Source organism: Kribbella sp. C-35 (assembly GCF_046549195.1).
In the GTDB taxonomy this organism is placed as follows: domain Bacteria; phylum Actinomycetota; class Actinomycetes; order Propionibacteriales; family Kribbellaceae; genus Kribbella.
Window position 1 is genome coordinate 889,456 of the sequence record NZ_JAJPWG010000003.1, and the last position, 19,141, is coordinate 908,596.

At 67.4% G+C, this 19,141-nt stretch carries 16 protein-coding genes; 12 read left to right on the forward strand and 4 right to left on the reverse strand.

Going from position 1 to position 19,141, the window contains the following annotated elements; translation table 11 throughout:
• Positions 1-102: 102 nt before the first annotated feature.
• Complete coding sequence (locus ACLJOO_RS24175; protein ID WP_410789608.1) at positions 103-447, forward strand: hypothetical protein; 345 nt, start codon at positions 103-105, stop codon at positions 445-447.
• On the opposite strand, the gene ACLJOO_RS24180 is transcribed toward ACLJOO_RS24175, so the two are convergent.
• Positions 419-3,151, reverse strand: a complete 2,733-nt coding sequence (locus ACLJOO_RS24180; RefSeq protein ID WP_410789609.1) for a PKD domain-containing protein — start codon at positions 3,149-3,151, stop codon at positions 419-421. The two genes, ACLJOO_RS24175 and ACLJOO_RS24180, sit on opposite strands and share 29 nt — an antisense overlap.
• Before the next feature lie 172 nt (positions 3,152-3,323).
• On the opposite strand from ACLJOO_RS24180, the gene ACLJOO_RS24185 reads away from it, so the two are divergent.
• The 7 genes from ACLJOO_RS24185 to ACLJOO_RS24215 all read left to right on the forward strand — a co-directional run bounded on the left by ACLJOO_RS24185 (position 3,324) and on the right by ACLJOO_RS24215 (position 12,250).
• A complete protein-coding gene (locus tag ACLJOO_RS24185; protein WP_410789611.1) occupies positions 3,324-3,578 on the forward strand; it encodes a hypothetical protein in 255 nt (84 codons plus the stop codon).
• Positions 3,559-4,650, forward strand: a complete 1,092-nt coding sequence (locus ACLJOO_RS24190) for a DNA cytosine methyltransferase (protein WP_410789613.1) — start codon at positions 3,559-3,561, stop codon at positions 4,648-4,650. The genes ACLJOO_RS24185 and ACLJOO_RS24190 overlap by 20 nt, the downstream gene beginning before the upstream one ends.
• A gap of 1,086 nt (positions 4,651-5,736) precedes the next feature.
• Positions 5,737-6,774 (forward strand): expansin EXLX1 family cellulose-binding protein, encoded by a 1,038-nt coding sequence (locus ACLJOO_RS24195; protein WP_410789615.1) that lies wholly within the window; start codon positions 5,737-5,739, stop codon positions 6,772-6,774.
• Positions 6,775-6,905: 131 nt separating this feature from the next.
• Complete coding sequence (locus ACLJOO_RS24200; protein WP_410789617.1) at positions 6,906-7,436, forward strand: SigE family RNA polymerase sigma factor; 531 nt, start codon at positions 6,906-6,908, stop codon at positions 7,434-7,436.
• Positions 7,433-8,206, forward strand: coding sequence for a hypothetical protein (locus ACLJOO_RS24205; RefSeq protein WP_410789619.1), 774 nt, complete (start codon positions 7,433-7,435; stop codon positions 8,204-8,206). The genes ACLJOO_RS24200 and ACLJOO_RS24205 overlap by 4 nt, the downstream gene beginning before the upstream one ends.
• A gap of 197 nt (positions 8,207-8,403) precedes the next feature.
• Complete coding sequence (locus tag ACLJOO_RS24210; protein WP_410789620.1) at positions 8,404-11,019, forward strand: RICIN domain-containing protein; 2,616 nt, start codon at positions 8,404-8,406, stop codon at positions 11,017-11,019.
• A gap of 367 nt (positions 11,020-11,386) precedes the next feature.
• On the forward strand, positions 11,387-12,250 hold the full coding sequence (locus ACLJOO_RS24215) for a hypothetical protein (RefSeq protein WP_410789622.1): 864 nt from the start codon (positions 11,387-11,389) through the stop codon (positions 12,248-12,250).
• 145 nt (positions 12,251-12,395) lie between these two features.
• Here ACLJOO_RS24215 and ACLJOO_RS24220 read toward each other — a convergent pair whose 3' ends face one another.
• A complete protein-coding gene (locus ACLJOO_RS24220) occupies positions 12,396-13,196 on the reverse strand; it encodes a nucleotidyltransferase domain-containing protein (protein ID WP_410789623.1) in 801 nt (266 codons plus the stop codon).
• A 593-nt stretch (positions 13,197-13,789) separates the two neighbouring features.
• The gene (locus ACLJOO_RS24225) at positions 13,790-14,617 is read right to left on the reverse strand and encodes an LLM class flavin-dependent oxidoreductase (RefSeq protein ID WP_410789624.1); all 828 of its coding nucleotides are present in this window, start codon (positions 14,615-14,617) and stop codon (positions 13,790-13,792) included.
• Between the two features lie 218 nt (positions 14,618-14,835).
• Between ACLJOO_RS24225 and ACLJOO_RS24230 the strand changes: the two genes are divergently transcribed.
• From ACLJOO_RS24230 to ACLJOO_RS24245, 4 genes are all read left to right on the forward strand, one after another.
• On the forward strand, positions 14,836-14,997 hold the full coding sequence (locus ACLJOO_RS24230; protein ID WP_410789625.1) for a hypothetical protein: 162 nt from the start codon (positions 14,836-14,838) through the stop codon (positions 14,995-14,997).
• A 443-nt stretch (positions 14,998-15,440) separates the two neighbouring features.
• Positions 15,441-16,694, forward strand: coding sequence for an IS110 family transposase (locus ACLJOO_RS24235; RefSeq protein WP_410789626.1), 1,254 nt, complete (start codon positions 15,441-15,443; stop codon positions 16,692-16,694).
• 447 nt (positions 16,695-17,141) lie between these two features.
• On the forward strand, positions 17,142-17,708 hold the full coding sequence (locus ACLJOO_RS24240; RefSeq protein WP_410789627.1) for a hypothetical protein: 567 nt from the start codon (positions 17,142-17,144) through the stop codon (positions 17,706-17,708).
• Positions 17,695-18,552, forward strand: a complete 858-nt coding sequence (locus tag ACLJOO_RS24245) for an aminoglycoside phosphotransferase family protein (RefSeq protein WP_410789629.1) — start codon at positions 17,695-17,697, stop codon at positions 18,550-18,552. The genes ACLJOO_RS24240 and ACLJOO_RS24245 overlap by 14 nt, the downstream gene beginning before the upstream one ends.
• A gap of 227 nt (positions 18,553-18,779) precedes the next feature.
• Here ACLJOO_RS24245 and ACLJOO_RS24250 read toward each other — a convergent pair whose 3' ends face one another.
• Positions 18,780-18,980 carry a hypothetical protein gene (locus tag ACLJOO_RS24250; RefSeq protein ID WP_410789631.1) on the reverse strand — a complete coding sequence of 67 codons (201 nt, stop codon included), beginning with the start codon at positions 18,978-18,980 and terminating at the stop codon, positions 18,780-18,782.
• Positions 18,981-19,141 lie beyond the last annotated feature (161 nt).

The window sequence follows — 19,141 nt, forward strand, 5'->3', positions numbered from 1 at the left end:
GACAGACGTAGAACACCCCGGTCGTGATCGTCGGCCGACCGACCGGAGTCGTGGACGGAGACCGTGAAGCCCGGTCCTCGTCAAGCCAAGATCGCCGAAGAAATGAAGACGCGGTTCCTCAACCAGGTCGACGAGCAGCGCAATCCCAAGACACGCGCGACGGTGAACCAGTTGGTCACGAGGTACTTCGAGATCCTCGATGTGGCTACGTCGACGCTGAACGAGTACAAGTCGAAGTACCGGGTGCACGCCGAGCCCTATATCGGCCGGCTACCCCTGACCCAGCTCCAGGACGCGGAGGCGCTGGACAGCCTATATGCCGAGATGCGCAGGTCCGCCAAACACTGCCGTAAGAGGAAGGAGCCCGGACCGTGCGCTTCGTCGATGGAACGAATCGAGACGGATCCCTGGTCGTGCGTCAGTTGGGCTGGGTGCCCGTCACCGTGACCTCGGCCAGGCTGATCACACCGGCGCTGGTGGCCGGCGACTGCACCTTGACGTAGCGGGCCACGGTGTTGGTCGGCAGACTGGTGACCGCCCCCGGCGTCTCCCCGAGGTTCAGCTTGGTCACCGTGGAGTCGGCCATCAGCTGGGCGTAGGTCCGGCCCGACATGCTGGCGGTGGAGAGGAACACCACCGCGTTGTTCAGCTTGTCGGCCGAGGCGTCGGTCCGGTTGTGCACCGTGACGTTGCCGACCCGGGAATTGGTCAGCAGGTCGACCTGCCACCACGGCTGCGAGCTGGACGCCGTCCGGCTCACCGACCCGGCGGCGAAGACGCCGTTGGTGTTCCCATCCACGGCCCGGGCGGCGGTGCCGACGTCGGTCGACGACTGCGTGGCCGGCCGGTTGGTGGACAGGTTCACGGCGCCGGTGGTGCCGCCGACCTGCAGCTCGGCCAGGTTCAGGGTGGTGATGATGCTCGACAGCTGCACCCGAACGTACCGGCCGGTGGCGTTGCCCGCGTTCAGGGTCAGGCTGTCGGTGGTGGACGAGAACGCCGAGAACGGCATCTCCTTCACCGAGTCGTCGGCCCGCAGCGAGGACATCGACCGGCCGTTCATGTCGGTCGAGGAGATGAACACCGAGCCGCTGCCCATCCGGTTCGAGTCGGTCCGGCTCCACACCGTGACCGTGGAGACGGCCGCCGCGGAACCGAGGTCGACCTGCCACCACGGCTGGGTGGAGAGGTTGGTCTGGGTCACCGAGCCGCTCGCGAAGACGCCGTTGGTGTTGCCGTCCACCGCCCGGGCCGCCACCGCGGTACCGCTGGTGCTCGACTGGGTGGCGGTCTTGCCCCGGGCCAGGTTCGGAGCGGTGACGGTCACCGTGGTGGTCGACACCGCGCTGTCCACCTCGTCGTCCCGCACGACCAGGCTGAAGGCCAGCGTGGCCGGTGTGGCCGGGGCGGTGAAGGTCGGCTTCTGCACCGTCCGGCTGGACAGCGTCACCGCCGGCCCACCGGTCTGGGTCCAGGTGTAGGTCAGCGGGTCGTTGTCGGCGTCGCGGCTGCCGGAGCCGTCCAGCGTCACCGTGGTACCCGTGTTGACCGTCTGCGCCGTACCGGCGTTCGCGACCGGTACCTGGTTGACCGGGGTGGTGGTCACCGTGGTGGTCGCCGCCGCGCTGTCGGCCCGGCCGTCCCGCACCACCAGGCTGAAGGTCAGCGTGGATGCCGAGGACGGGGCGGTGAAGGTCGGCTTCGCCGTCGTCGTACTGGACAGCGTCACCGCCGGTCCACCGGTCTGGGTCCACGCGTAGGTGAGGTCGTCGCCGTCGGCGTCGGTGCCGGACCCGTTCAGGGTCACGGTCGTACCAACCACGACAGACTGCGGCGCGCCGGCGTTCGCCACCGGGATGCGGTTGTTCGGCTCCGAGAGCGGCCGCGGGGTGCAGTTGCTCATCGAGACCGTGAAGGGCTCGAGGTCGTTGTTCGTCTCGATCATGGCGCCGTCCTCGGAGCCGCTGAGCGAGATGGTGTACGCCTGACCGGCGTTCACGAGGGTCTCCCGCCACACGTCCGTACCGCGCTCCCACTCGATGATCAGGGCCCGGCCGGTGACCACGCGGACGGTGCACCCGTCGGCCCAGGCACCCATGTACGGGTAGAGCGGAACGCCCGACTCCGAGTAGACGATGCGCGCGTTGTAGCCGGAGCGGCCGTTGCCCTGGTAGGCCGTGCCGGCCGGCCAGGTGATCACGCCGCCGTACCAGTCACCGGGGTCCTCGCCGGTTCCGGCGTAGCGCCAGCGGGCGCTGACCCAGGAGACCGGGTCGCAGGTGGTGGGGTCGGTACAGGCGGGCGGCGGCGGCGGGAGCGGCGGGCCGGGGGTAATCGTGTACTCGAACGACCCGCCGTCCTGCACGCTGACGAGGCTGCTGCTGCTCAGGGTGCTCGACACGGTGTAGCTGTCGCCGGCCGACAGCGCGGCCAGCGACGAGTGCGAGTTGTCGGCTGGGCCGGCGTAAACTGTGGCGCTGCCGGAGGTGATGGTGATCTTCCAGCCCGCCACCTTGGACGCCGGGGCGTACACGTCGTGGGAGACGGTGTAGCCGTAGCGGGCACGGACCGGCTCGGCCGCGGCCGGCCAGACCGCCGTGTTGCTGGTGGCCGACGGGCCCCACGGGCAGGGGCTGCTGGTGCAGGTCCAGGTGGCCAGCACCGAGCCGTCACCGGAGGCCGGCTGCGGCGGGGTCGGGGTGCCGGGGGTGATCGTGTACTCGAACGACCCACCGTCCTGCACGCTGACCATGCTGCTGCCGCTGAGCGTGCTGGACACGGTGTAGCTCTGGCCGGCCGACAATGCGGCCAGCGACGAGTGCGAGTCGTCGGTCGGCCCCGCGTAAACCGTGGCGCTGCCGGAGGTGACGGTGATCTTCCAGCCCGCCACCTTGGACACCGGAGCGTACACGTCGTGGGAGACGGTATAGCCGTAGCGGGCCCGGACCGGCTCGGCCGCGGCCGGCCAGACCGCCGTGTTGCTGGTGGCCGACGGGCCCCACGGGCACGGGCTGCTGGTGCAGGACCACGTCGCCACAGCGGAGGACGCAGGATCACCCTCGGCTGCCCGCGCGGGCGAGGCGGTGAGGCCTAGCACCATCACGACCGCAGTAGTGAGAACGAAAAATGCGGTCGCGAAACGTTTCGGCATGCCGGCCCCCCGGACTGTGACTCTCCCCTTGCGGCAAACCGTAGCTCAAGTCGCTCTCTGTCAACCGAAAACAAGCGAAAAAATGCAACCACGAACCATTTGTTATGGACTTCATCACGCTATGGAAGAACCCGATTACTCATTGATGAGACCCATTACTCATTAATGAGAAATGGGATCGCGGGACTCGGTGCCGGTTTCGCTGAACGGCGCCGGTGCGCGCTCGAGCATCCGCAGAAGCTCGAGCAGCCGCCTGCAGGTGAGCCGAACGCTGTCACGCCGGCCGCAACGCACCGCCGCGAACCACAACCAGTACAAGGTCGAGTTACACGAGGCGAACCACCCGACCACCGAGCACTGGATCGCCGACCTCGCCAACCCCGACTCTGCCGACTACCACTCTGCTCGTGACCCTGCCCCCGGGTGATCTGCTCGCCGCCGGCGTCTCGTGCGTGAACCACTCGCCCGCGAACACGATGAAGGCCTACGAGCAGGGACTGACGCTGTTCGACCTCGAAGACCCCGACTACGACGACCGCGTCACCCGCTCGGAGCGTGACCGTGCCACGGCCAACTGTGTCCTGCACCACGCGGCGCAGCACCACCCCTGGGTCATCTTCGTCGAGTGCACGACCCAGCTGCAGTCCTGGGGTTACCCGGTGCTGGGCAAGCGGAAGGTCGGTGACGGGTCGACGCACCGCTGGTGGCTCAAGCAGTTCGAGAACCTGGGCTACCGCTACAAGATCCTGTACCTGAACTCGATGTTCTTCGGTGTCGGACAGTCCCGCGACCGGGGCTACTGGGTGTTCTGGAAGAAAGAGCACCCCACACCCGACCTGGAACACCGGCCGCTGTCGTGGTGCAGCTTCTGCTCGGAGATCGTCGAGTCGGTGTGGACCTGGCGCACAGGCATCCCTGCGACGGGCACGGTCTGCTACGGCAAGCAGTACGACTACCGCTGCGCGCGCTGCCGCCGGGTCGTGATCCCTCAGTTCACGCCTTCGCTGGATGCGATCGACCTGTCGAACCTCGGCACCCGGATCGGCGACCGTAAGCGTCAGTTGGCGAGCACGACCCTTGCGCGGATCCCTTGCCCACTCCACCCACTCATGTGCCGCGGCCTGCTCGTCACTGTCCAGCGAGGCGACCCGCTGCTGCATAGCGGCGATGTAGTCACCAAGCAGTTGGTTTGGCGCCATTGGGCGGCCTGCGCGGCCAGAATGGCGGCGCGGTTGTGCTCGCGCAGGGCGACGACAGCCTCGTCTCGGACCTGTTGCCGACGCCGGCGTCGTTCGGCCTCTTGCTGTTCACGTTCAAGACGGTGTTGCTCATCGGCAGCCGCCCGGAGTTCCAGTTCCTGGACGAGGACTGGTAGGCGGTCGGCGAGGTTGATCGTCTTCGTGTCGCTGAAGGCGGACTGGCGAGCAGGGACGCCGCCATCGACCGCGATCGCTAGCCGCCCTGAAGGGACCTTGTCGTACGTCGGAATCCGCGGGTAGCCCCACCTCTCGAAGTCGCGAAGCTCCTTCGCGGTTGGTTCATGCGGGACTTTGTCGTCGTTCTCGGAGACCTGTAGGTCGTACGTGTGCCCCGTGATGGAGACAGCGAGGTCGGCGGGATGGTGATCGTCGCGGTTCCAGGCCGGGCAGGTGACTTCCCACCCCCGTCCTGAGGTGCTCTTGGCTATCGCGTCGAGCAGACGTAGTGCCCGTTGCCGGACGTCGCCCTTGAACCGCAGTCGATGCTCCTTGTCGGCGCGGAGCGCGACGATCGCGGAGTGGGGTTTGATGAGCCGATCGGAACACCGGCTCGACATGCAGCCGCCACTTCGACTCGTACTGAATCTCGCTCGCAGGATCGATGGTCCGCGACCCCATCCACCGCGGCCAGATCTCGTCGAGCCGCACCTTGCCGGCGTTCGGATCGAGATAGTCCCCACGATCCCGATCCGTCTCGATCCCGTTCGCACCGCAACGCCTGAACCTTCGTATCGAAGGCCCGAGACCTCTCCTTTCCCTGCGGATCAGTCCAAACCGCCAACCACCGCTTCCCCCGACCCCAACGCTTCTCGTTCCGCTCCCGCGTCACCTTCCCATCGGGTTGCGTGACGGGCTTCGTCCACTGATCGTTCGCAAACGCCACCGCCGCCTCCTCGGCCCGCAAACACAGACCGAGCTCAACGTTTGGGGCGTGAAGACTTCTGCTTTGGCAGCTACGAATATCTATGCCGACGGAGGACGCCACGGCTGGTCGACGGACTGGAACGCACCGCGATCGACGAACCTCGTAGCCGCTGAATTCCACTCGAGACTGACCATCGTTTGTCGATGATGAGCGAAATCTCTTACTGGCAAGGGCTTCGAGGTTTGCTCTCGTGCGCATCACTTCTCATCGCTCACCATCCTCTCTGGCTGATTGAGGTGCGCAAAGAGGTGAGTGGCGGGGCCTCGCCGGACCTGCTGGTCGGTCCTCCAGGTCGAAACCTGTCCTGAGTTTGTGGCGATGTCGGCAACGGGCGGCAACCTTTTCGGTTCCGGCGGCAACTGCGCTGTGGAACGTCGACTGGATCTACCGAACGGATGGACATGAGGACAACGATGCACGGCGCGGCGGAGCCGCTGCGCAAGCACCGGCGGGCCATCGGCATTCCGCTGGCACTGCTGGCCGTCAGCGTTGTGGTCTGCCTGGCCGCCGCGCTCCTCATCGGGGGCAGCGCTGATACCCGGCGTACCGCCGACGAGTCCGTTATGGCTGCCCCGGCGAGCGTCCCGGCCGATTCCGGCTCACCGACCGCGGCGGCCGACGCCACGATGGCACCGACGCAGCCGCTGGTCACGAGCCCCCCGCCATCGCTTCGCCATACCCCAACGCCGTCGGCCGCCGGCAGGCCGCCCGTCCCTTCTCGCAGCCCGCGCACGCCTACCAACAGCCCGCGCGCGCCTGCCAACAGCCCGCGCACGCCTTCCAACACTCCGCGCACGGAATCCGCGGTGTCCACAGGGTCTTTGGCCGGACGGATCAAGCCCGCCATCCGTTACCGGGGCGTCGCGACCGCCTACGAGGCGGGTGACGGGAATGGTGCCTGCCTCTACGGCCCGTCCGGCGACCTCATGATCGCGGCGATGAACCACACCGACTACGAGTCGGCCAAGGCATGCGGAGCGTACGTGCTGGTCCGCGCCGCGAACGGGGCTTCCATCACGGTGCGGATTGTCAACGAGTGCCCGTTGCCCTGCGCACCCGGGCAACTCGACCTCAGTCAACAGGCGTTCGCCAGACTCGCCAACCTCTCCGTCGGCCGGCTCCCGATCACCTGGACGCTGCTGAGCCCCGCCGTGTCCGGCCCTCTCTCGATCCGCTACAAGTCCGGCTCCAGTCCGTACTGGTGCGGCATCCAGGTGATCGGCCACCGCAACCCAGTGGCCGCGCTCGAGGTCCGGACCGCCAAAGGCTGGCGAAAGCTGCACCGCACCGACTACAACTACTTCCTGGCCACCGACGGCGACGGATGCGGCAGAGCGATCAGGGTCACCGACATCTACGGTGAGCGGCTGACCATTGACGGGATCGCCCTCAAACCGGACGTCGCGCAGCCGACCCGGGTCCAGTTCGCCCGGCATTGACCGCGCCGCCAGTCCATCGTCAGGACGCCCTCCTGCACGGGCGATCGCCGTCCGGCTGCGGGGTGCGGGGCACTGTTACGCTCGGGCCGATTGTTAACGCGAACATCGCAGGGAGAGGGCGACCGCGGGAGATGCTGTTCGACGACGCGTCCGCAGAGTTCCACGACTTCTTCGAACGCCACTACGCCGAACTGGCGCGTCTCGCCCACCTCCTGACCGGCGAGAAGGATGCGGCCGACGACCTCGCCGCGGATGCGCTGGTCGCTCTGTGGCAGCGCTGGGACCGGCTGCGGGCAGCGCAACACCCGGTCGCTTACGCCCGCGGCGTCGTGGCAAATCTGGCACGGGAATGGATCCGGAGCAGGGTCCGCGAGCGACGGCGAGTAGCGCTGTTCTGGTCCCGCAGTACGGAGCTGGTGGACGGGCCGGACGTTGCGGTCGTGCTCGACGTCCGGGCCGCGCTCACCCGGCTGCCGTTCCGCAAGCGGGCGTGCGTGGTCCTGCGCCACGCCTTCGATCTGTCGGAGAAGGACACCGCCGCTGCGCTGGGCATCTCGGTCGGTACGGTGAAAAGCCAGACCTCGAAGGGCATGGCCGAGCTGGAATCGCTACTCGGCGCGGATGCGGTGGGCGAACTGGCGGCGGGAAGGAGGAACCGGTGAACGACGAGATCAGCCGACGGCTGCGAGAGGCCGCCGAGGCTCACGAGCCCAACCGCGCAAGGATCCTGGCGCGCGTGGAGCGCGGCGCGGCCGACCCCAGCGTCCGGCACCGCACACCTTCGATCGCGAGGTCATGGCCCCGGGCGGCAATCGTCGGTCTCATCGCCGCCGCCACCCTGGCGACCGGTGGTCTCGCCGTCGCTGTCGCCGCCATCGGCGGAGCTCCGACGCCGCCGGCCACCGCACCCACTCGCACAGTCCCGTCCCCGACCGTCACGTCCGCTCCGACGCCATCAGCCCGCACGACCACTACCGGTCCGGCCCCGGCCACCACCTCGCACAGCGCGCGTCCGACTCCGCCGGCCGGCAGCCGGGTCAATGACGGGCCGTTGTGGTCCGAAGGCTCGCTGGACGTGCACAGCACCATCTACTGGGCCCAGAACAACCTGACCCTCAAGACCACCAAGCCGCTCACCTCGCTCACCGTGGAACTGCGCATTGCCCAGACCGGCGACGTGCGGAACACCGGCAACTGGCAGACCCTGCCGAGCGACGACTTCACCGTCACTGTTCAGGAGTCCGGCGGTGCGCTGCTCTACCGCTGGGCCCTCAAGCCGGGCCGCACCGTGCCGGCCGGACAGCACGAGTTCGCCGGCCAGTACAACCACGCCACCGGCGTCCGCAAGGTCAAGCGCGACAGTTACCACGTCCACGCCCAGAGCTCAGGCCGTTCCGTCGCAGTCTGGGGAGGGTTCGCCCCGCCCCGGTGAGGACGGTCCCGCACGTTCATCGCCGGCAGCAACGCTGCCGGCGAACAGGTTGTGCTCCCATCGGGCGACCGGCAGCGAAAAGATCCCGGCCCGCGGCAACCCTTTGCAGTGCCTGTGACCACTAGGGGGCGGATCAGGCCGCTCCGTTGCCTGGATCCGTCTTCCTCCGGTGAATGACATGCAAGGAGTACACCCCGATGGACAACCCCACGCACCGCGGGCGTTACCGCGGCCGCTGGACCGCCACCGGTCTGCTGGTCGGCGTGCCCGCCATCGTCGTGCCGTGCCTCCTGTTCGCGCAGCAGGACTCGCAGGCCGCGACGGTCGACGGCAACGCCTACTATCAGCTGGTTTCCGTGCGCAGCAGCAAGGTGCTCGACGTCAACGGCTTCTCTACCGCTGACGGCGCCCGTATCCAGCAGTGGACCGACCAGCACACCGCCAACCAGCAGTGGAAGCTGAGGTCCACCGGGAACGGCTACTACGAGCTGGTGAACCGCAACAGCGGCAAAGTGCTTGGCATAGCGGGCAGTTCCACCGCCAACGTGGCGGCCGCCGAGCAACAGACCGACAGCCCCTCCACCGCCCAGGAGTGGAAGATCGGCGAGGTGAGCGGTTCCGACGCTGTCACCTTCATCAACCGAAAGAGCGGCCAGCTCCTGGACGTCTCCGGAAACTCCACCGCCCAGGGCGCGGCAGTCATCCAGTTCCCCGGTACGGGCGGCACCAACCAGCAATGGAAGCTGGTGAAGTCGGACCAGCCCCAGACGGCCGGGTCCGGCCCGTACGCGTGGAAGAACGCCCAGGTGGTGGGCGGCGGATACGTCACCGGTCTGGTGTTCAACCCGAGCGAGAGGGGCCTACTGTACGCGCGCACAGACATGGGCGGCGCCTACCGCTGGGACACCGCGGCCGAGCAGTGGATCCCGCTGACCGACTGGCTCGCCGAGAAGGACTGGAACCTTCTGGGAATAGATGCGCTGGCCACCGACCCCGTCGAGCCCAACCGGCTCTACCTCGCGACGGGCACCTACACCAACGAGTGGGCCGGCAACGGCGCGATCCTGCGCTCCACCGACCGGGGCCGCACCTTCCAGCGCACCGATCTACCGTTCAAGCTGGGCGGCAACGAACCCGGCCGCGGGGCGGGCGAGCGGCTCGTGATCGACCCCGCGGACCACGGCACCCTGCTGCTGGGCACCCGCAAGAACGGCCTGTGGCGCAGCACCGACTACGGCGTGACATGGAGTCAGGTCTCCTCGTTCCCCGTCAAGGACGGGGCGAGCAGTGCCGCGGGCATCTCCTTCGTGACGTACGGCCCGGCCGGCAGCAACACGGTCTACGTCGGCGTCAACGACAAGTACACCTCCCTGTACCGCTCCACCGACGGCGGCAACAGCTGGCAGGCCGTCTCCGCGCAGCCCACCGGCCAGATGCCGCAGCACGGTGTGGTCTCCGGTGACGGTTCGCTGTACCTGACGTACAGCAACGCCATCGGCCCCAACGACGCGACGGCGGGCTCGGTGTGGAAGTACACGCCGTCCGGCGGCGCGTGGAAGAACATCTCCCCGTCCCAGGGCAGTTACGGGTTCTCCGGTCTGGCCGTCGACCCGAAGAAGCCGTCCACGGTGATGGTCACCACCCTCGACCGCTGGTGGCCCCAAGACGAGCTCTACCGGACCACCGACGGCGGTACGACCTGGAAGGCGCTGGCCGACAAGTCGGTGCGGGACGCCTCCGCCGCTCCTTACGTCGGTACCGGCATCGGGCACTGGATGACCGCGCTGGCCATTGATCCCTTCGACTCCGGGCACGTGGTGTACGGCACCGGCAACGGTATCTGGCGCAGCAAGGACGCGAGCGCCTCCGACAGCGGCGGTACCAGCCACTGGACCGCCGGGGCCTGGGGGCTGGAGGAGACCTCGCTGGCGGACGCGATCGCCCCTCCCGGCGGCGCCACCGTCATCACCTCCATGGGCGACCAAGGCGGCTTCCGCCACGACTCTCTGACCGAGGTGCCCGCCGGACGGCTGAAGAACCCGCTGATGAGCAGCAGCACCGACATCGATTTCGCCCAGTCGGCCCCCGCGGTGATGGTCCGCGTCGGCACTGGCGGCGCGCATGACGGCGCCTACTCCACCGACGGCGGCAGCAGCTGGAACGGCTTCACGGCAGAGCCGGTGGGCAGCGCGAACAGCGGCCATGTCGCGCTCGCGGCGGACGGCTCCACCATCGTCTGGACGGAGGCCGGCCAGACCCCGTACCGCTCGACCGACAAGGGAGCGAGCTGGTCGAAGGTCAGCGGCCTGGGCACCGACGCCGTGGTCGTCGCCGACCGCTCCTCGGCCAATACCTTCTACTCACTCACGGGCGGCACGCTCTACGCCAGCACCGACGGCGGCGCGACCTTCACCGCCCGTGCAGGCAATCTGCCTGCCGGCCGGCTCACGGCCGTCCCCGGCATCGCAGGAGACCTGTGGATCTCCGGCGGCGGCAAGGGGCTGCTGCACTCCACCGACGGGGGCCGCAGCTTCACCGCGCTCACCTCGGTGCAGTCCGCCTCCGCCCTCGGCTTCGGCAAGGCCGCGCCGGGCACCACCTACCAGGCCCTGTACCTGATCGGTACCGTCAAGGACGTCACCGGAGTCTTCCGCTCCACCGACAAGGGCGCCACCTGGCTCCGCATCAACGACGACGCCCACCAGTGGGGCAGCATCGGCGGAGTCGGCGTCATCACCGGTGACCCCGACACCTACGGCCGCGTCTACATCGGCACCAACGGACGCGGTCTGCAGTACGGCGACCCGTCCTGACCCCACATCCCATCGAGCACTGGCGTGCCCGGTACCCCCAGCAGCCGCAGCCAAACGGGCAGCATCATCTCGGTCCCGCGGGCGGTGGCGATGTGCCGCGATCGCACCCCTGGTTCACGCGGCGCACGTGCGCGAGATGGAGGCTTTTCGGCGTATCGCTTTGGGCAAGTCGTTCCCCGAGGCGTCGACCTGGCTCCCGCCGGTCGACCAAGACCTCTGATGCCCGCCGCTGCGCTGCAGGAAACGGGCGCGACCAAACCGGCCGAGATGACCAGAAGGCCTCTGCGACCGGCCCTGCGGCAAACGGCTGGCGAAGACAGGGTGGTCGCCGCCTGTGGGCCATTGCGGAGGACGGAAGAGGCGAGTAGTGGAGCGTGAGAAGGCCATTGGGTTGGTCGAGTTGGTCCTCGACCGCCTCGACGAAGGAAAGCCGACCTGGCCGCTCAGCCTGGTGCGCGAGGTCGCTGTGTTTGGGTCGTTCGCTCGAGGTGCGCTGCAGCCCAAGGACGTCGATCTGCTGATCACTCGTGACCACGCCGACGACCGCTGGGTGTCGCACTTTGTGACCTGTCTGTCCTACGGGCGAGATCCTTACAGTGTGTTTCGGCAGGAACTGGTCGGTCGTCGCCGTGGCTGTCAACTGGTCTTCGAGTACGGCGATCCTGAGGAACTTCGCCCGATCGTCTTGTGGCGGGCGGGTGATTCCATCGAGATCGCACGACAGAGGCTGCGAGCGATCCCGATCGATCCGACGGCCGGCAGGGCGCCTCGGCACGCGATGCTCCCGGCATTCGAAGGGCTGGACGAATGGATTCCACGTTCCGACCGCGAGGCCTTGGGCGACGCGCTGGACAAGGGAGCGATCAACCTCGAACGGCTGCCCCTCGGAGAAGGGCCTGTCCGCAGCCGGATCGCGGTGGAACACGCTGAGGATCGTTGGACGGCCTCGAGCCCGCTACTCCGAGCGGGTATGGCGGTCTTTCGGTACTGGGAGAGCCGCGGGATCAGTCCCAGGGAGGGTCATCTGCACGGGGTGGATGTCGACCAGTCCGTCACGCCGTACTTTGCTGGCTTCAATCTGCGCTACTTCCGTGCCATCCCGCGCTGTCTGACCGAACATGGAGGCAAGGAGTGGATCGAGGTTGTTCACCCCACGAAGACCAGGCCGCTTGAGTGCCTGCGGATCACACCGCGGGACACAGACGTGCTAGCCAGGTTGGACTTCGGGTAGACAGTCCGCTCACCGCGTCGCAGAGTCTGCGGGTTGCGGTGTGCCCCGGTCGACGTCCCACCGGGGCACGGTTGTCTCGCCAGGCCAAGAGAGCCCTTACGAACGAGGCCTGGAGGTGTCGCCTTCCGCAGGCGCAAGAGTATCGTCAGAGTTCGGTGACCCAGCGCCGGATCCGCTCGCGGGCGGTCTCGGTGGTGCGCCAGGGGAGGTTGAGCTGGGCGCGCTGCTGGTCGTGAAGATCGATCAGCTTGAGTAGCGCGCGTTTGAGGTCGGCGCGATCCGGTGTCGGGAACAGTTGGGCCAGGTCGGTGGTGTCGAACAAGGTCTCGGTGCGGCGAATCGTGAACGCGGGATGGCCGGCGAGGCGCGCCTGCCACTGCTCGACGATGTCGCGCAAAGGCTCGAAGTCGGCCGCGATCGCGTAGTACTCACCGCGTCGCACGTGCTGAACGCAGTAGATGACCCACGCCCAGAACCGCTCCTCCTCGTGCATCGCCGGCGACCAGTCAACAGCCTGTTCGGTCGGTACCGCGGACTGAGCCCAGTCGTCCAGGCGGCCTGCGTCGTCCCACGCGATGACGTACGGCCCGCCCTCGGCGTGGGGGAGCTCGTCCGGCGTGTAGAGCGAAATATCGGCCTTGATCCTCGGCTCGTATAGGTAGATCACGAAGTACGGTTTCACGTGGTCTGCGTCGAACCGGTGGAACCACGGTGCGATCTCCCAGTCCCATCGCTCGGCCCACACGGCGTCGCGGACGGTCGCGTCGGGGAGAACGATGCCGATGTCGAGATCGGACTCCTTGTCCATCCCACCGCGAGCGACCGATCCGCACACGAAGGCACCGACCGCACGCGGCCGGAAGAAGTCGAGTACGGCGCCCAGCACCCGCCCGTGCTCCAGCAGTTCCGCCATATGCCCGTACACCGTCTCCCGAACCTCACCCATGCGCGCAACCGTAGGCGACGGCGTGCGATGACGACACCGCCTTTTCGTTCTGTCAGCACGAGTGCGTTGGCCCGCCCGGTCCGGCCAGTCGGCGACCCGCGGCATCCGGCGAAGCCCGGCGAGATCTGAGGGATGGAGTGGCCGGATCTAAGGGAGTGCCTCTGATGCCGCGGTGAGGCATGCAGGCCGATTGTGGAGGCAGGAGCGGCGATCCCCGCCGCGAGCGGCCTCAGGGAGGAATTATGAAGCGCAGATGCGCAGCCGTGGCCGACACTTCAACAAACTGCCTGGTAGTCCGCACCCCAATGGGCACTGCTGCCGGCCAGGCGACGAGATCGCCGTCGGTGGAGGCTTCGAGGACACAACCGCAATCGGCGTCGTCTCATGCACAGGCAAAGAGCGGGTATTCGAGGCGAACACGCTCAGGCGCACTTGAGCGTACTTGTCGAAGCTCGACGAGGATGCCCTGTCGTCCTCATGACCCAACACTGCTCACCCAGTGATCACAATCCCCGATCGCCCAAAGAAGACGGGATACCGCACGCTTCGAATATGCACCGGTCGCCAGTCGAATGGTGGAGCCGCCAGTTTGCTCAGGGCTGTGGTGGACCGTTGCGGATGTGGGTGAGGTAGGCGTCGGGTCCGCTGTCGGGGCCAATGTCGATCCACCAGGTTGCGCCGGCTTCCGAAAAGGCCTGGACCAGGTCGCGGGTTCGTGCAGCGTCTGCGGTCTGCTCGGGGTTGAAGGCGATTTCGCCGGTCGTGCCGTCGCCGCGTTGCGCCCTGAGGAAATCGGCGACCTGCCTGATGTCGTCCGGTGAGAGCAGTTGCCCGGTGTCTTGCCGTTCTGTCATCAGATAGACGCCGTCCCAGCGTGCAGCTCGGCGCAATGGCCTGCGACGAGGCCAGCCCGTGGCTAGCCAGACCGGTATCCGCGGCGCCTGCACCGGGCTTGGCCGCAGCAGCGCCTCGTTGAGTTCGAAGTGGTTGCCGCTGTAGCTGAACGGTTCCCCGGTCCAGATCCCACGGATGATGTCGAGGCCTTCGTCGAGCAGCTCCGCGCGAACCAGCGGATCCCACGGATCGCCGAACGGCGTGAAGTCCTGCTCTGCGTTTCCGAGCCCGGCCGCGAATATCAGGCGACCGCCGCTGAACTGATCGAGTGTCGCTGCCTGCCTGGCAACCTCCCACGGCCGCCGTCGCGGCAGCGGTGTGAGCAGGGATCCGATCGCCACATGCTCAGTCGCGAGCGCGGCCGCGGTCAGCGCGATCCATGGATCCGCGACCGGGTCCACCGAGCTGAAGATGTCCTGGACGAAAAACCCGTCCCATCCGGCCCGCTCTGCCTCGCCCGCCAGCCGTCCCAACAACCGCGGATCCGCATAAGCCCCGTTAACCGGAACATCCAACCCGAACCGCATCGCACTCCTCCTCCTCTGACCCGACCTGTTGGCCCACATCGTGCCGCGTTGCCGTGCCGCGCGTGCTGGTTTGGCCATGAACGTGGCGTCCTGCTCGAAATCGGCGACGGCAACCAGCGCTCAGTCACCTGCCACCACGCCTCGAGCAACTCGCCGGCCTGGCCGCGGACGCTGTCTCCAGAGCCGGAAGCCACAGACGAATAGCGCACACTTCGAATATGTACTCGTTGCCAGTCCACCGGCTGTGCCCGAAACGGGATCACCGCTTGGTGATCGAGCGGATCGTCCAGGTGGTCTGGCTACCGTTCCGCGGTGACGATCGCGGGGGAGAGGACGACAGCAGCGCCGCAGGTGCCAACGGCCCCGGTGCGGGCCGCTGAGTGCTCGCGGGGCTCTGCCCCGCAACCCCGGCCTTCTCTAATGGGTCCCGAACAGCGCCCGCCGGGTTGAGTCCGTACACACCTGGGACCGACGAGTCCTTGCAAGAGATCTGGCCGCTGGCGGGTGCTGTTCGTGCTGCTGTCCGGCCGGGCGGGTGGATGCCTTCCTTCTGTGCCCCGGTTGAGGGCTTCTCAGAGACCGGCGCGTCTCGTCCGGCCGGGCTGCAGCTGGAGCGAGGCTTGCTCGTGGTTCGAGCCTGCCCGCACGGTCGACACCTTGTTTCAGCGGAGCCGTGAGCTCTCATCAAAAGACCGGGGCCGTGCGGGTTGCTGGGATCGCGAACGGCTCATCGGAGGGAAGACCTCGAGTCTCATCATTAGGGCGCCGCGCGTTCTCGCCAGGGTCCGGACCGGACCTGATCACTGACGACGGAGGTGTGCAGTTGCGAGCGTTCTGTGGGATCGACTGGGCCGAAGGCCATCACGACATTGCAGTGGTCGACGAGGCCGGCCAGCTGGTCGCGAAGAAGCGGATTAGCGATGACCTGACTGGGTTGGAGCAGCTGCTCGTGTTCCTGGCCCATGCGGGCGACGACCCGGCCGACCTGGTGCCGGTCGCGGTCGAGACGCCGCGCGGCCTGATGGTTGCCGCGCTCCGTGCCACCGGGCGGCCGATCTATCCGATCAACCCGTTGGCGGTGGCCCGTTACCGAGAACGGCACTCGGTCAGCCGGACCAAGTCCGACCACGCTGACGCGATGACGCTGGCCAACATTCTGCGCACCGACGCTCACGTCCACCGCCGACTCCCGGCTGACACCGACTTGGCCCAGGCGGTCGCGGTCCTCGCCCGGGCGCACCAGGACGCAGTCTGGCGCCGCTCCAAGGCGACCAACGAACTGCGGTCGACCCTTCGGGAGTACTACCCCGGCTTCCTCGAGGCGGTGGGTTCCAAGAGCAGCACGAACCTTGCCAATGCCGTCGCTCGCGAGCTCCTGGCGATAGCGCCGACCCCGGCCGCCGGCGCGAAACTGACCAAGGCCCGGATCGCGGCTGCATTGCGCCGGGCCGGACGGGAGCGGGGCATCGAGCAGTCGGCGTTGCGGATCCGGCAGGCCCTGCAGGAACCTCAGCTGCGCCACCCCGAGCTGGTCGAGGAGGCCTTCGGCCGTCAGGCGCTCGCTCTGCTGGCCCTCCTGGACATCGAGTGCCGCAACGCTGACTCCCTGGCCGAAGCGACTGCGGAGGCGTTCGGCCAGCACCCAGACCACGAGATCATCACCAGCTTCCCCGGCCTCAGCGATTCGGCCGGCGCACGGATCCTCGCCGAGATCGGCGACGACCGAACCCGTTTCGCCGATGCCCGCGCGCTCAAGGCGTACGCCGGATCGGCACCGGTCACCCGAGCGTCTGGAAGGTCGATCAGCATCACTGTCCGGCGGATCAAGAACGACCGCCTGGCCGCCGCCGGCTGGTTGTGGGCATTCGCCGCGGCCTCGCACAAAAGCCAGACTCGTGCGCACTACCTCGCCCGCCGAGAACATGGCGATCGTCATCAGGCAGCGCTGCGCAATCTGTTCAACCGGATGCTCGGTCAGCTCTACTACTGCCTGCAGACAGGACGGCTCTACGACCCGGTCAAGGCGTTCCCGAACCAGCTGCCACCGCCGGCACCGATCGGTGACCTGGCGGCTTGACCGTGGCGGTCGCCCCGGTGCAGCGGCCAACCCGACTGACAGGTGCCGCGCGGCCGGTTAGAGTCGGTCTGAATGGACGGCTGGCGTTTGCGGGCCCGTTCCTTGAATTTTCGTTGGAGAGGCTGCTCATGGCGGATGGCGTCTGGGGTCGGGTGCATCGCGACCTACCCGGCCGGCGGGCCACGCGCTGACACGGTAGGTACGGACGTGTCGTCGCGTGCTGCGCAGGTATGCAGCAATGCGATGCTGCCGGGAGCTTCCTGATCGCGGGGAGCCTTGCCCGGTGGCCAATTTGGCGGGCATGGCAGTCGTGAGAACGCTGCCAGCTCCGCCGGGGCATCCTTGATCCTGCCGTGTCGCAGAAGGTCATTTGCCAGCTTCGACACCACGGCTCAGACAGCCTTCAGGTAGTCGAATCTGGCACCGCTGCGACCCTGCGAAGGTGTCATGTACCCCAACGAAACGCAACGCCGTATCGTCGTCACCGGGATGGCTGGATCCGGGAAATCCACGTTCTCCCGGGCACTTGCGGTCAAGTCCGGCCTGCCGCTCATTCATCTGGACCTCGAGTTCTGGAAGGCGGGCTGGACCGAACCGTCGGAGGCCGAGTGGCGCGAGAAACAACGTGGCCTCCTTGCCAACGACGCGTGGATCGCCGATGGCAACTACACCGAGACGCTCGATCTCCGGCTCGAACGCGCCGACAGCGTGGTGGTCCTAGCCACGCCGTGGTGGCGGTGCGCGGGACGAGCGTTGCTGCGCGGCTGCCGAATGCCGGACACGCTGCCTGAAGGATGTGAGTACTCGCCCTGGCAACGGTTGCGCGATGAATGGCGCCTCATCCCGCTCATCTGGCGGAACCGGCGCACGGAACTCGAACGCGAGCAAGCGATCATCGCCCGACACGGACAACACACGACCCGGCACGTGCTCAAGTCCAAACGAGCGATCAGGGAATTCCTCGACGGGTCAGTCGCCGGCGCGGGGAGGGGACACGGAAATGGAAGCAGCTGAGGCGCGGCGTGCGGTGGCTGCGGCGATGTCGACCGCCACAGAACTCGACTTGGCCGTCGACGACGCGATCGTTCTCAGCGACTCCAACCGACTCGTCATCCGCCTGACACCAGGCGACACCGTCGCCCGCGTCACGCCCATGACGCATTTCGCAAGCGCAGAGCAAGAAGTCGAACTCGTGAGACGGCTAGCGCAGACGGACAGCCCGGTCGCCCCGCTCGAGCCTCGGGTCGAACCACGCGTCTTCGTGCACGACGGCTTCAAGATCGCCCTGTGGACCTACTTCGAACCTGTGCAGTCTCGAATGCTTCCGCCGACCGAGTACGCGCAGGCGCTCGCACGTCTTCATGCCGGCCTGCGGCGGATCGAGGTCACGACGCCACACTTCATGGACCGAGTGGCTGCTACTCAACGAGACGTTGCCAGCCATGACGTCACTCCCGATCTCGCGGATACGGACCGGTCGCTGCTCGCCAACACGCTGCACGATCTGGGGCGATCAATCGTCAACCGGCGCGGCGCCGAACAGCTGCTGCACGGCGAGCCGCACCCGTTCAACATCCTCAACACGAAGAAGGGGCCGCTCTTCATTGACTTCGAGAACACCGCCCGTGGGCCTGTCGAGTACGACCTGGCTTGGGTGCCCAGCGAGGTCAGCCAGCACTATCCCGACGCCGACCAAGACTTGGTCGGCAAGTGCAGGGGGGTCGTACTCGCGATCGTCGCAGCGCACCGCTGGAGTCTCAACGACCAACACCCGAGCGGCAGAGAATCGGGAGTCGCGTTCCTTCGCGTTCTACGGGAGGGTCCACCGTGGCCAGCGCTCGACGATGTCGTCTGGTAGAGCGACACACCTACTGGCCAGGGCCCGAACTTGACCCTTAAAGGCATCGGAGGTCTCCGGGAGCGGTACAGGGCGTGCCGGCTGTCTCGCCGGTCAGGTGGCGCAAGCCGAGCACGCCGGTCGGGGCCTGTCCAGACTCGCTGCCGCTCGGCCGAGGGCAACAGGACAGGCATCGGCCGGCGTGCTCCCCGCGGGGAGCACCTGACCGACGGGAGACACCGGCGAACTCACTCGCGCGGTTTGAGTGGATAGAGCAGGCGGATCAGTTCGACCAGGCGGTCGAGGATCTCCAGAACGTGCCTGCGTTGCGCGGCCGGCTTGTTGACTGACGTGCCCGCGAGCAGGCAGATGAATCCGGCGACGACGGCGGCGGTGAGGGCCAGGACGAGTGAAGACGTAGCGAACAGCGTGAGTGCCGAGATCGGCATGGTGGTTCCTCCAGTGAACGATGGATTGGCAACGACATGTGGTTCCTCCTCTCGGGTGGTGGGTCGTCTTCACGGACTGGCCTGAATCCCTATGTGCACAAGGCTATGCGGGCTCGTGGACAGTTCTGAATCGGCGCGCCTGCGAGCCGCTCCGCGCCCGC